Source organism: Streptomyces sp. NPDC088554 (assembly GCF_044752945.1).
Taxonomy (GTDB): Bacteria; Actinomycetota; Actinomycetes; order Streptomycetales; family Streptomycetaceae; genus Streptomyces.
Genome location: NZ_JBIVMF010000006.1, coordinates 231,405 through 244,093 on the forward strand (window position 1 = coordinate 231,405; position 12,689 = coordinate 244,093).

At 72.5% G+C, this 12,689-nt stretch carries 8 protein-coding genes; 5 read left to right on the forward strand and 3 right to left on the reverse strand.

Going from position 1 to position 12,689, the window contains the following annotated elements:
- Positions 1–48: 48 nt before the first annotated feature.
- The gene (locus tag ACIP8W_RS09980; RefSeq protein ID WP_402202577.1) at positions 49–903 is read left to right on the forward strand and encodes an ABC transporter permease; all 855 of its coding nucleotides are present in this window, start codon (positions 49–51) and stop codon (positions 901–903) included.
- A 35-nt stretch (positions 904–938) separates the two neighbouring features.
- Here the strand turns inward: ACIP8W_RS09980 and ACIP8W_RS09985 are convergent, their stop codons facing one another.
- Positions 939–1,628 carry a TetR/AcrR family transcriptional regulator gene (locus ACIP8W_RS09985; protein WP_401950060.1) on the reverse strand — a complete coding sequence of 230 codons (690 nt, stop codon included), beginning with the start codon at positions 1,626–1,628 and terminating at the stop codon, positions 939–941.
- A 190-nt stretch (positions 1,629–1,818) separates the two neighbouring features.
- On the opposite strand from ACIP8W_RS09985, the gene ACIP8W_RS09990 reads away from it, so the two are divergent.
- The 4 genes from ACIP8W_RS09990 (at position 1,819) to atzF (ending at position 8,685) form a co-directional block, all read left to right on the forward strand.
- Positions 1,819–2,646 carry an urea amidolyase associated protein UAAP1 gene (locus ACIP8W_RS09990; protein WP_402202579.1) on the forward strand — a complete coding sequence of 276 codons (828 nt, stop codon included), beginning with the start codon at positions 1,819–1,821 and terminating at the stop codon, positions 2,644–2,646.
- Entirely contained in the window at positions 2,646–3,251 is a 606-nt protein-coding gene (locus ACIP8W_RS09995; protein ID WP_401950467.1) for an urea amidolyase associated protein UAAP2, read from the forward strand. Before ACIP8W_RS09990 ends, ACIP8W_RS09995 begins: the two co-directional genes overlap by 1 nt.
- Positions 3,248–6,805 (forward strand): urea carboxylase, encoded by a 3,558-nt coding sequence (gene uca, locus ACIP8W_RS10000; protein WP_402202581.1) that lies wholly within the window; start codon positions 3,248–3,250, stop codon positions 6,803–6,805. Before ACIP8W_RS09995 ends, uca begins: the two co-directional genes overlap by 4 nt.
- 173 nt (positions 6,806–6,978) lie before the next feature.
- Positions 6,979–8,685 carry an allophanate hydrolase gene (gene atzF, locus ACIP8W_RS10005; protein WP_401950069.1) on the forward strand — a complete coding sequence of 569 codons (1,707 nt, stop codon included), beginning with the start codon at positions 6,979–6,981 and terminating at the stop codon, positions 8,683–8,685.
- 61 nt (positions 8,686–8,746) lie between these two features.
- On the opposite strand, the gene ACIP8W_RS10010 is transcribed toward atzF, so the two are convergent.
- Together ACIP8W_RS10010 and tatC are read right to left on the reverse strand one after the other, a co-directional pair.
- Positions 8,747–11,575, reverse strand: a complete 2,829-nt coding sequence (locus tag ACIP8W_RS10010; protein WP_401950072.1) for a DEAD/DEAH box helicase — start codon at positions 11,573–11,575, stop codon at positions 8,747–8,749.
- A gap of 153 nt (positions 11,576–11,728) precedes the next feature.
- Positions 11,729–12,679, reverse strand: a complete 951-nt coding sequence (gene tatC, locus ACIP8W_RS10015; RefSeq protein WP_401950075.1) for a twin-arginine translocase subunit TatC — start codon at positions 12,677–12,679, stop codon at positions 11,729–11,731.
- Between the last annotated feature and the right edge of the window lie 10 nt (positions 12,680–12,689).

The window sequence follows — 12,689 nt, forward strand, 5'->3', positions numbered from 1 at the left end:
GCCGGCACCGGTGCCGAAGACGACCCCCCACCGGGAGGGGACCGGACCGTGTTCCGGAGCGAGGTACGTCCGCACCGGTCGGCCGCCGCCTCCAGCCGGTCCGCGCTGGCCGGGCTGGTCCGGCGCGACCTGACCGTCCTGCGGAAGAACTTCGGTGAGTTCGTGGGCCGCACCGTGATGCAGCCGTTGCTGCTCGTCTTCGTCTTTCTCTATGTCTTCCCCAGCATCGGCCAGGGCATCGGCTCGGGCGGCGGCACCACGGGCGAGTCGGCGTTCGCCACTGTCCTGGTCCCCGGGGTCGTGTCCATCGCCATCATGTTCCAGGGCATCCAGTCGGTCGCCATCCAGATGTCCCAGGAGTTCGGCTTCACCCGGGAGATCGAGGACCGGGTGCAGGCTCCCTGTCCCATCTGGCTGGTGGCCGTGGCCCGGGTGCTGTCCGGCGCCGCGCAGGGCCTGATCTCCGCGGTCATCGTGTTCCCGATCGCCGCCGTGGTCCACGCGCCGGGTGTCCATCCGCAGCTCAGCGTGGACTGGTGGATCGCGGTCACCCTCATCCCGCTGTCCTGTATCGCCATGACCTCGCTCGGGCTGCTGCTGGGAACCGCCTTCGAGCCGAGGAACATCGGTGTCATGTTCGGCTTCGTGGTCCTGCCCCTGGTCTTCCTCGGCGGTACCTACTACCAGTGGACCAAGCTGTCCCTGGTGGCGGTCGACGGATTCCACTGGCTCCAGGTGCTCGTGCTCTTGAATCCCCTGATCTACATCACCGAGGGCATGCGGGCCGGCTTCACCGATCTGTCCCACATGCCGCTCTATGTGGTCTACCCCGTCCTCATCGGCTTCTGCGCGCTCTTCCTCGGGCTGGGGCTGCGCAACTTCCGCCACCGCGTACTGTCCTGAGAGCACGCCGGCGGGACGTCACCGGACGGACGCTGTCATCCGGGGCCGTTCCCACCGGACGCCGACCGGGTGCCCGCGGCCGGGCGGCCCGCCCCCGGGTGCCCGATCCCGACGATCCGCAGCGCCGCGTCCGCCGTCGCCGCGGCGAACGCCCCGACGGGGCGCTCCGGGTCGGAGCGGTGCACCAGGATCACGCCCTCGATCAGCCCGAAGACCAGGTCCGTGCGGAGCGCCGCCTCGCCCTCGCCCAGGGCCGCGCCCGCCGCCGTGGCGGCCAGCAGCTCTCCGTACGCCGCCTTCAGCTCGCCTCGCGTCCGACGGAAGCCCGCGAAGCGCCCGGTGGTGACCTCGGGGAGCAGATACAGGCCGCCGAGGTTGTACCGGCCGCCGCAGAGCAGCGCGACATCCGAGCGGCAGAGCTCCCACAGCCTGGCCTCCGCGGGCCGCTGCGCGTCGGCGAGCAGGCCCCGGGCGAGGGCCAGCGAGGGGCGTACGGTCGATTCGAGCAGCTCGGCGAGGAGATCCTCCTTGCCGTCGAAGTAGTGGTACATCGTGGCCTGCCGCATCCCGGCGCGCTCGGCGACGGCCCGGGTGGTGGTCGCCGCGTACCCGAGCGTGGTGAACAACTCGGCTGCCGCGCGCAGCAGTTCGTCATGTGCGGACAGCCCGCTGTCCGGCCGCTGCGCCGCACGCGGCCTTCCGACCTTCCGTCCCGTCGTGCTCATGGCACCGATCGTCGCACACGCTCCGGCCCCGACCCCGGACTCCCGGTGAGGTGAGGTCCCGGTAACTCCCGCGCAATGAACGGGCAATAGGCCCGAATCACCTTTTCCCTATTTTCTGTCGTGCGACAGAAATTGCGCCGGAGACACGCGACAGAGACACGCGCCCAAGATCCAACGCGGAGGCCGAGCCATGGCGACAGCGACGACATACGGGGCCAGGGACCACGCCCGCGCCCAGGCGGGCACGGAGGCCAGGACCATGCCCGTGGTACCGGCGACCGACTGGCCCGATCCCCCCTGCGAGGCGGGGCATCTCGTGTGGGCGGAGACCGTGGCGGGCGGCAGCTACACCCACCGCGCCGTGGCCCGCGGCACCGAGATCCGGCTCACCGACCCGGACGGGGACGCCTGCGCCCATCTGCTGCTCCACGTGGCCGGCCGCCCCTGGGAGCGGCTCAACACCGCCGACACGGTCAAGGTCCAGTGGAACGCCTATCTGCGGGCGGGACAGCTGTTGCTCTCCTCCCACGGCCGGGTCCTGGCCTCGCTCGTCACCGACACCACCGACGGCCGGCACGACGCCCTGTGCGCCACCTCGACCCTCGCCACCAACACCGCGCGCTACGGCGACGGCGCCCCGCACTCCGCCTCCCCGGCCGGCCGCGAGCTGCTGAAGCTCGCCGCCCTCAAGAACGGCCTGGACCCGCGCGACCTGCCGCCCTCGCTCTCCTTCTTCCAGGGCGTGGTGGTACGAGAGGACGGCGCCCTGGAGTTCACCGGCTCCGCGGGCCCCGGCGGCTCCGTCACCCTGCGGGCCGAGCAGGACCTGACCGTACTGATCGCGAATGTGCCGCATCCGCTCGATCCGCGCCCCGAGTACACCAGCACCCCGCTGGAGGTCCTGGCCTGGACGGCCGGGCCGACCGCGCCGGGCGATCCTCTCTGGGACGCCACCCCGGAGGGCCGCCGCGCCTTCCTGAACACCGCCGAGCTCCTCGCGTCGAAGGGCGTCCGATGATGACGACAACCACCGTGGAGGCCAGGGCCGCCTGGTCCGCCGTCATCCGCGAGGGCGACCACCTCACCCTCACCGACCTGCACGGCAACCAGGCCGTGGACTTCCTCGTGTACGACGCGCACGACACCGCCGTCCGCTACAGCGCCCCCGACACGATCGCCGCCCAGGGCCGGATCTTCCTCACCACCGGCAGCGTGCTCCTGTCCAACGAGTCCACCCCACTGATGACCGTCACCGAGGACACCTGCGGCCGCCACGACACCCTGGGCGGCGCCTGTTCCAAGGAGTCCAACACCCTGCGCTACGGCCATCACACCTGGTCCCAGCACGCCTGTATGGACAACTTCCTGATCGAGGGGGCGCGCCACGGCCTCGGCCCGCGCGATCTGGTCCCCAACATCAACTGGTACATGAACGTGCCGGTGGAGAAGGACGGCACGCTCGGCATCGTGGACGGCCTGTCCGCGCCCGGTCTGCGGGTCACCCTGCGCGCCGAGCGCGATGTGCTGGTCCTGGTCTCCAACTGCCCGCAGATCAACAACCCCTGCAACGGCTTCGACCCCACCGCCGTCGGCATGACGATCACCGACGGGACCACCCCATGACCTTCGACACGCTCCTGGTCGCCAACCGGGGCGAGATCGCCGTACGGATCATCCGGACCGCCCGCCGCCTCGGGCTCCGTACCGTCGCGGTCTTCTCCGACCCCGACAGGACCGCCCCCCACGTACGGCTCGCGGACGAGGCGGTACGGCTGGGACCGGCGCCCGCCAAGGAGTCGTACCTCGACGCCGGACTGGTCCTGAAGGCCGCCCTGGACACCGGGGCGGGCGCCGTCCACCCCGGCTACGGCTTCCTCTCCGAGGACGCCGGGTTCGCCGCGCGCTGCGAGGAGGCCGGGATCGTCTTCGTGGGCCCGACCACGGCGCAGCTCGGGCTCTTCGGCGCCAAGCACACCGCGCGCGCCGCCGCCGAGGCCGCGGGGGTCCCGCTCGCGCCCGGCACCGGTCTGCTGCCCGATCTGGCCACCGCGCTGGCGGCGGCGGAGCGGATCGGCTACCCCGTGATGCTCAAGGCGACCGGCGGCGGTGGCGGCATCGGGATGCGCGCGGTGTACGACCCGGCGGGGCTCGCCGACGCCTGGGAGGGGGTGCGGCGCACGGCGGCGGCCTCGTTCTCGTCCGCCGGGCTCTTCCTGGAGCGGCTCGTCGAGCGAGCCCGCCATGTCGAGGTGCAGGTCTTCGGCGACGGTCTGGGCCGGGTCGTCTCCTTCGGCGACCGGGACTGCTCGCTCCAGCGCCGTAACCAGAAGGTCCTCGAAGAGGCCCCCGCCCCCGGCCTCCCCGACCGGGTCCGCCACCAACTGGCTGCTTCCGCGCGCGAGTTGTGCGCTTCGGTCGACTACCGCTCCGCCGGTACGGTCGAGTTCGTGTACGACGCGATCCGCGAGGAGGCGTACTTCCTGGAGGTCAACACCCGGCTCCAGGTGGAGCACCCGGTCACCGAGGCCGTCTACGGCGTCGACCTCGTCGAGTGGATGCTGCGCCTCGCGCAGGGCGAGACCGCCGTCGTCCAGGAGCCCGGCGAGCCGGCCGGCCACGCCGTCGAGGCCCGGGTGTACGCGGAGGACCCGAGCCGGGACCACCGCCCGAGCGCCGGGCTCCTCACCCGGGTGTCCTTCCCGCCGGAGTCCGAGGCCCGCGTCGACTCCTGGGTGGAGACGGGCACGGAGGTGACGACGTCGTACGACCCGATGCTCGCCAAGGTCATCGCGCACGGCGTCGACCGTACGGAGGCGCTCGCCGCGCTCGACAGGGCGCTGGCCGCCACCCGGATCGACGGGATCGAGACCAACCTCGGGCTGGTGCGCGCCGCCCTCCGCCATCCGGACGTGCGCGCCGCCGCGCACTCCACGGCCACCCTCGCGACGGTCACCGACCCGACCCCGCGGATCGAGGTCACCTCGGGCGGCACCCTGACCACGGTCCAGGACTGGCCGGGCCGTACCGGCTACTGGCAGGTGGGCGTCCCGCCGTCGGGGCCGATGGACAGCCTGTCGTTCCGGCTGGGCAACCGCGCGCTCGGCAACGACGAGGGCGCGCCGGGGCTGGAGTGCGTCCTCCAGGGCCCGACGCTCCGTTTCACCCACGCCACCACGCTCTGTGTCACCGGCGCCCCCGCCCCGGTCGCCGTCGACGGCGCGCCGGTCGCCCTGTGGGAGCCGTTCACCGTCCCCGCCGGGGCGTCCCTCACCATCGGCGCCCCCGCCGCACAGGGGCTGCGGACCTATGTCCTGTTCGCGGGCGGCGGTCTGGACGTCCCGGAGTTCCTGGGCAGCGCCGCCACCTTCACCCTCGGCGGCTTCGGCGGCCACGGCGGCCGCGCGCTGCGCACGGGCGATGTGCTGCACGGCGGTACGGACACGGCACCGGGCGCCCCGGTCCCGTACGCCGACCGGCCCGGCCTCCCGAACAGCTGGCGGATCGCGGTCGTCGAAGGCCCGCACGCGGCGCCGGAGTTCTTCACCGAGGACGACATGCGGGCGTTCTACGACGCCGAGTGGAAGGTCCACTTCAACTCGGCCCGCACCGGGGTGCGGCTGGTCGGCCCGAAGCCGCGCTGGGCCCGTACGGACGGCGGAGAGGCGGGGCTGCACCCCTCCAACATCCATGACACGCCGTACGCGGTCGGGGCCGTCGACTACACCGGTGACATGCCGGTGCTGCTCGGCCCCGACGGCCCCTCGCTCGGCGGCTTCGTCTGCCCGGCGACGATCGTCACGGGCCAGCGCTGGAAGCTCGGCCAGCTGCGCCCCGGCGACACGGTCCGCTTCGTCCCCGTGACCCCCGGCGCCGCCGCCGCGCTGCGCCGCGCCCCCGCCTCCGAACCAGTCGCCGACCGGCCCTTCGTCGCGGACGGCGGCGTGCTCGGCCGCGGCCCGGACGTCACATACCGTCGCAGCGGGGACGACAACGTCCTGGTGGAGTACGGCGAGATGCGGCTCGACCTCGCCCTGCGGATGCGGGTCCACGCGCTCGCGGAGGCGGTGGCGGCCGAGGAGCTGACCGGGATCACGGACCTCACGCCCGGGATCCGCTCGCTCCAGATCCAGCTGGACCCGGACGTCCTGTCCCAGGACGCGCTGCTGGTGGTCCTCACCCGGATCGAGGCGCGGCTCCCGCCCACGGACCGGCTGGTGGTCCCCTCCCGCACCGTCCATCTGCCGCTGTCCTGGGACGATCCGGCGACCCGCGAGGCCATCGCCCGCTATATCGCGGGGGTACGGGACGACGCGCCCTGGTGCCCGTGGAACATCGAGTTCATCCGCCGGATCAATGGCCTGGACTCACCGGACGAGGTCTACCGCACGGTCTTCGACGCCGAATATCTCGTGCTGGGACTGGGCGACGTGTATCTGGGCGCGCCGGTCGCCACCCCGCTCGACCCCCGCCACCGGCTGGTGACCACCAAGTACAACCCGGCCAGGACCTGGACCGCCGAGAACTCGGTGGGCATCGGCGGCGCGTACCTCTGCGTCTACGGCATGGAGGGGCCCGGCGGCTATCAGTTCGTGGGCCGTACGACCCAGGTGTGGTCCGGCTGGCAGCAGCGCGGGGCGTTCCGGGACGGCAAGCCGTGGCTGCTGCGCTTCTTCGACCGGATCAAGTGGTACCCGGTCGACGCGGACGAGCTGCTCGCGCTGCGCGCCGATATGACGGCGGGCCGGTTCGTCCCCCGGATCGAGGAGGGCACCTTCTCCCTCGCGGACCACGAGCGCTTCCTCGCCGCGAACGCGGAGTCGATCGAGGCGTTCCAGGACACGCAGGCGGCGGCGTTCGCGGCGGAGCGCGCCGCGTGGGAGGCGTCGGGCGAGTTCGCGCGCGCCGAGGAGGTGCCCGCCGCCGCCGTACCGCGTGCCGAGATCACCGTCCCGCCCGGCGGACAGCTGCTCGAAGCCGAGTTCGCCGCCTCGGTCTGGCAGCTGAATGTGGCCCCCGGCGACCGGGTGAGCGCGGGCCAGCCGCTGCTCGCGCTGGAGGCGATGAAGATGGAATCACGGGTCCACGCACCGGCGGACGGTGTGGTGGCGGAGATTCTGACGTCCCCGGGAGCCCAGGTGGAGGCCGGTACGCCCCTCCTGGTCCTGGCCCCCGCGTAAGAGGTCGCGCGGACAGGTGGGGCGGCGTCGTGGGCCGATGGTTCTCGCCCGGCCGCGTTGTCGTCGGTCGCCGCGGCTCCGCCGCGTCTTCCTCCTCCGCCTTGCCCGACTCGGCCCTCGACCGCTCCTTTCCCCACCCCACCTGTCCGCGCGACCTCTCAGGAGCGTTCCCCATGCAAGATTTCCCCGCGCCCGCTCTTCCCGAGCCGGCTCTCCCGGCACACTTCTTCTCCGCGCTCGAATTCTCCGCGCTCGACCGGGTGCGCGCCGCCTACCGCCGTATCGCGGAGGTCGACCGCCCGGAGATCTGGATCACCCTGCGCCCGCAGGCCGAGGTGGAGGCCGAGGCCAGTGCCCTCGACGCGCGGCTCGCCGCCGGCGACGGGCCGCTGCCGCTGGCGGGCCGGCTCGTCGCGGTCAAGGGCAACATCGACGTGGCGGGGATCCCCACCACCGCGGGCTGCCCCTCGTACGCGTACGACCCGGAGTGCGACGCCCCCGCCGTGGCGCGGCTCAGGGCGGCGGGCGCCCTCGTCCTGGGCGCCACCAACCTCGACCAGTTCGCCACCGGCCTGGTCGGGACCCGCTCGCCGTACGGCGCGGTACGGGGCGCCCGCGACCCCGAGCGGATCTCCGGCGGCTCCAGCTCCGGTTCCGCCGTCGCCGTGGCCCTGGGGATCGTCGATCTGGCGCTGGGGACGGACACGGCGGGCTCCGGCCGGATCCCCGCCGCCTTCAACGGCATCGTCGGGCTGAAGCCGTCGCGCGGACTCGTCCCCACCGAGGGCGTGGTGCCCGCCTGCGCGAGCCTGGACTGTGTCACCGTCTTCGCCCGTACGCTCCCGGAGGCGAGCGAGGCGCTCACCCTGATGTCCGTGCCGCCGGGCCGCGAGGCCCCACGCCGCGCCCCGGGCCCCTGGCGGGTCGCCGTCCCCGACCTCGCGCACCTCGGCGAGCTGGACGACGGCTGGGCCGAGGCGTATCAGGCCGCCGCCGCCCGTCTCCGGGCCGCCGGGGCGCGGCTGGTGCCCATCGATCTGACGCCGTTCAGCGAGGCGGCGCCGATGCTGTACGAGGGGGCGTTCGTCGCCGAGCGCTATACGGCGGTGGGCGACTTCGTCGACCGGCACGCCGGCGCGGACGACCTCGACCCCACCGTCGCCGGGATCATCCGCCGGGCCCGCGACATCCCCGCCCACCGGCTCTTCGCGGACCGGGACCGGCTGGACGCCCTGCGGGAGGCCGCGCTCGCCGGTCTCGGTGACGCGGACGCGCTGCTGCTGCCCACCGCGCCCGGCCATCCCACCCTGGCCGAGGTGGCCGCCGACCCGCTGGGGGCCAACGCCCGGCTGGGCCGGTTCACCAACTCCACCAACCTCTTCGACCTGGCGGCGGTCGCCGTCCCCGCCGACGAGGTCGGCGGGCTCCCCTTCGGGGTCATGTTCATCGGCCGCGCCGGGACGGACGACCGGCTGGCCGCCCTGGCGGGGCTGCTCGCCCCGCCCGTCAGGCTCGCCGTCGCGGGCGCGCACCTGACCGGCCAGCCCCTCAACCCGCAACTCCTGGCACTGGGGGCGCGGCTGGTCCGTACCACCACGACCGCGCCGGTCTACCGGCTGTACGCGCTGGACACCACCCCGCCCAAGCCGGGCCTCGTCCACTCGGGGGCCGGGGGCGCCGCGATCGAGACGGAGATCTGGGAACTGCCCGCCGCGGGTCTCGGCGCGCTCACCGCCGCGCTCCCCCGGCCGATGGCGATCGGCCGGGTGGAACTGGCCGACGCGACCACCGTCGCGGGCTTCCTCTGCGAACCGGCCGCGCTCACGGACGCGGAGGACATCACCGAGTACGGCGGCTGGCGGGCCTATCTGGACAGCTGAGCGCCGTACCGGGGAGGGCCCACCGGAACCTCCGGTGGGCCCTCCCCTTCGGCCGTGCCGGTCAGCCGACCGAGCTGTACGCCACCACCCCGCGCAGCACCGCGTCGACCGCCTTGCGGGCGTTCTTCGCGACCGTGCTGTTCTCGCGGGGGGCCGCCGCCGCGATCTGGCCGAGGACATCGATGACCTGCTTGCACCAGCGCACGAAGTCACCGGCCGGCATCTCCGCCTCGCGCAGCACCTCGTCGAGCCCCTTGCCCGAGGCCCACATATGGACCGCCCAGGCGAAGCCGAGATCGGGCTCGCGCTGCCCGACGCCCTCGGTCTGGCTGATCTTGAGGTCCTCCTCCAGGGCGTCGAGCCTGCCCCAGATACGGACCATCTCGCCCAGCGCCTCCTTGGCCGCCCCCGAGGGGACCTTGGGCGCCACCGCGTCGTCGGACTGCCGGGCCTCGTAGACCAGCGCGGAGACACAGGCCGCCAGCTCGGCCGGGGAGAGCCCTTCCCAGACCCCGTCGCGCAGGCACTCGCTGGCCAGCAGGTCCAGCTCGCCGTAGAGCCGGGCCAGCCGCTTGCCGTGCTCGGTGACCTCGTCACCGCGCAGATAGTCCAGCTCGGTGAGGAGCGCGACGATCCGGTCGAAGGTACGGGCGATGGTGTTCGTCCGGCCCTCGATCCGGCGCTCCAGCTGACGGGTGTCGCGCTGGAGCCGGTAGTAGCGCTCGGCCCAGCGGGCATGGTCCTCGCGCTCGTCGCAGCCGTGGCACGGGTGGACGCGCAGATCCGCCCGGAGCCGGGAGATCTCCCGGTCGTCGGCGGCCGCCGCCCGCTCCTTGCGGTGCCGCTCGGGCACGATGTGCCCGGCCTTGGTCCGCAGCGCCGACGCCAGATCGCGGCGGGACTGCGGCGAGCGCGGGTTGAAGGACTTGGGGACCCGCATCCGCTCCAGCGCCTCGACCGGCACCGGGAAGTCCATCGACGCCAGCCGCTTGACCTGCCGCTCCGAGGTCAGGACGAGCGGTCGCGGCCCGTCCTGGTACTCGAAGCCGCGGTGCCCGTTGGCACGCCCGGCGGGCAGCCCGGGGTCGAGCACCAGCGCGAGACCGGCGAACTTGCCGGTCGGCACATGGATCACATCGCCGGGCTTGAGCTTCTCCAGCGACGAGGCGGCCGCGGCCCTGCGCTGGGCGGCGCCCTGCTTGGCCAGCTCCGTCTCGCGGTCCTTGAGGTCGCGGCGGAGCCGCGCGTACTCCTCGAAGTTCCCGAGGTGGCAGGTCATGCCCTCGCGGTACCCGTCGAGCCCTTCCTCGTTCTTCTGCACCTGCCGGGAGATCCCGACGACCGACCTGTCGGCCTGGAACTGCGCGAAGGAGGTCTCCAGCAGCTCGCGCGAGCGGTGCCTGCCGAACTGCTGGGTCAGGTTGACGGCCATGTTGTACGAGGGGCGGAAGCTGGAGCGCAGGGGGTAGGTCCGGGTCCCGGCGAGCCCGGCCAGCGCGCCCGGGTCCAGGCCGCGCTGCCAGAGCACCACCGCGTGGCCCTCGACGTCGATGCCCCGACGGCCGGCGCGCCCGGTGAGCTGGGTGTACTCGCCGGGGGTGATGTCGGCGTGGGTCTCGCCGTTCCACTTGACGAGCTTCTCCAGCACCACGGACCTGGCGGGCATGTTGATGCCCAGCGCCAGGGTCTCGGTGGCGAAGACGGCCTTGACCAGGCCCCGGACGAACAGCTCCTCCACGACCTCCTTGAAGGTCGGCAGCATTCCGGCGTGGTGCGCGGCGATGCCCCGCTCCAGCCCCTCCAGCCACTCGTAGTAGCCGAGGACATGGAGGTCCTCGCCGGGGATGGAGGCCGTGCGCTCCTCGACGATCTCGCGGACCCGGTGGCGCGCGTCCTCGTTGTTGAGCCGCAGCCCCGCGTACATGCACTGCTGCACGGCGGCCTCGCAGCCGGCCCGGCTGAAGATGAAGGTGATCGCGGGCAGCAGCCCCTCGGCGTCGAGGCGCTCGATGACCTCGGGCCTGCCGGGCGTCCAGATCCGGCCGCGCTGTCTGCGCTCGCGCTCCCGGTCGGCCTCGCGGACCATCTTGCCCCGGCGGCGCTCGCGCGGGTTGTACGTGCGCTGGTTCTCCATCCGGGCGAGCCGGACGAGATCGGGGCTGACCTCGCGCTTCGCGCTGCCCCGGCCGCCGTGGTCGGTCTCCTCCTCGAAGAGGTCGTACATCCGGCGGCCGGCCATCACATGCTGCCAGAGCGGCACGGGCCGGTGCTCGGAGACGATCACCGCGGTATCGCCTCGGACGGTGTCCAGCCAGTCACCGAACTCCTCGGCGTTGGAGACCGTCGCCGACAGCGAGACCAGGGTGACCGACTCGGGCAGGTGGATGATCACCTCTTCCCAGACGGCGCCCCGGAAACGGTCGGAGAGGTAGTGCACCTCGTCCATCACCACATAGCCGAGGCCCAGCAGCGACGGGGACGACGCGTAGAGCATGTTGCGGAGCACCTCGGTGGTCATGACGACCACCGGCGCGTCCGAGTTGACGCTGTTGTCCCCGGTGAGCAGGCCGACCTTGTCGGCGCCGTACCGCTTGGCCAGGTCGGTGTACTTCTGGTTGGAGAGCGCCTTGATGGGGGTGGTGTAGAAACACTTGCGGCCCTCGGCCAGGGCCAGGTGCACGGCGAACTCGCCGACGATGGTCTTGCCCGAGCCGGTGGGCGCAGCGACCAGCACGCCCTTTCCCGCCTCCAGGGCCTGGCACGCCTCGATCTGGAAGGGGTCCAGGCCGAACTCGTACATCTCGCGGAAGGGCGCCAGCGCCGTGGCCTCGTCGGCGGCACGGATCCGGGCAGCGGCATAGCGCTCGGCTGGTGAGAGGTCCTCTGTCATCTTGCTGTCGAGCCTACCCGCCGCCTCCGACAGTCAGCCCGGACTTTGACGACCGGTCCCGGAAACCCCCGCCGCCCGGGACACACCCCGGGAACGCCACCGCCGGGCGGGCCGTCTCCGGCCCGCCCGGCGGGGGATCGTACAAGGCTCGGATCAGGTGACGTCGTCGTACCCGTTCAACCGGTCCGACCGGCCGCCGTCCGACTGTCCGGGGAGCGAGGGCCTCGTACGGCCGGATTCGATCGAGCCGATGGGCTCGGGCGTCAGATCGAGGTCGGACGCCTCGTCGTCGCCGAGATCGCGATCCGGGTCGCGCAGGTTCCGCCGCCGGTCGTTGAGGAGCGCGAAAACGCAGGCGAGGAGGTACAGCACCGCCAGCGGTCCCGCGAGCACCAGCATCGAGATGGGGTCACCGCCGGGGGTGGCGACGGCCGCGAAGATCGTCAGGCCGACGATCATCCCGCGCCACCAGCTGACCATCCGCTTGCCGGTGAGCACCTTGGTGAGGTTCAGCAGGATGAACAGCAACGGCAGTTCGAAGGCGAGCCCGAAGACGATGACCATGCGCGTGATGAGGTCGAGATAGTCATCGAGCGGCAGCAGGTTCTTCGCGTCCTCGGGCGTGAAGCTCAGCATGATGGCCGCGGTCTGCGGCAGGATCGTGTACGCGAGGAACGCGCCGCCGATGAACAGCGGCACCCCGAGCGCCACGAAGCTGAGCGAGTAGCGCTTCTCCTTGCTGTGCAGCCCGGGGGCGACGAACGCCCACAGCTGGTAGAGCCACACAGGGGTCGCGGCCAGCACGCCCGCCATCAGCGACACCTTGAGCGCGATGGTGAACGGCGACATCAGACCGCTGGTGACCATGTCGGCGCACGGGTCGCCGTTGACCATGGTCGAGGCGCCGTTCGTACAGCCGACGGACGACAGGATCGGTTCCATGAGGAACTTGAAGATCTTCGCCTGGAAGAACATCGCGATGATCACGGCCACCAGGATGGCCAGCACCGACTTCAGCAGGCGGTTCCGCAGCTCACGCAGGTGCTCCGTGAGGGGCATGCGCCCCTCCGTGTCCTTCGCCTGCTTCAGGTCAGACTTGAGCAAACCGCGTCCC

Bases quoted from the DNA above. Each gene is read 5' to 3' on its own strand.
- ACIP8W_RS09985 (WP_401950060.1), bottom strand. From the start codon at position 1,628: ATGAGCACGACGGGACGGAAGGTCGGAAGGCCGCGTGCGGCGCAGCGG.
- ACIP8W_RS09990 (WP_402202579.1), top strand. From the start codon at position 1,819: ATGGCGACAGCGACGACATACGGGGCCAGGGACCACGCCCGCGCCCAG.
- ACIP8W_RS09995 (WP_401950467.1), top strand. From the start codon at position 2,646: ATGACGACAACCACCGTGGAGGCCAGGGCCGCCTGGTCCGCCGTCATC.
- uca (WP_402202581.1), top strand. From the start codon at position 3,248: ATGACCTTCGACACGCTCCTGGTCGCCAACCGGGGCGAGATCGCCGTA.
- atzF (WP_401950069.1), top strand. From the start codon at position 6,979: ATGCAAGATTTCCCCGCGCCCGCTCTTCCCGAGCCGGCTCTCCCGGCA.
- ACIP8W_RS10010 (WP_401950072.1), bottom strand. From the start codon at position 11,575: ATGACAGAGGACCTCTCACCAGCCGAGCGCTATGCCGCTGCCCGGATC.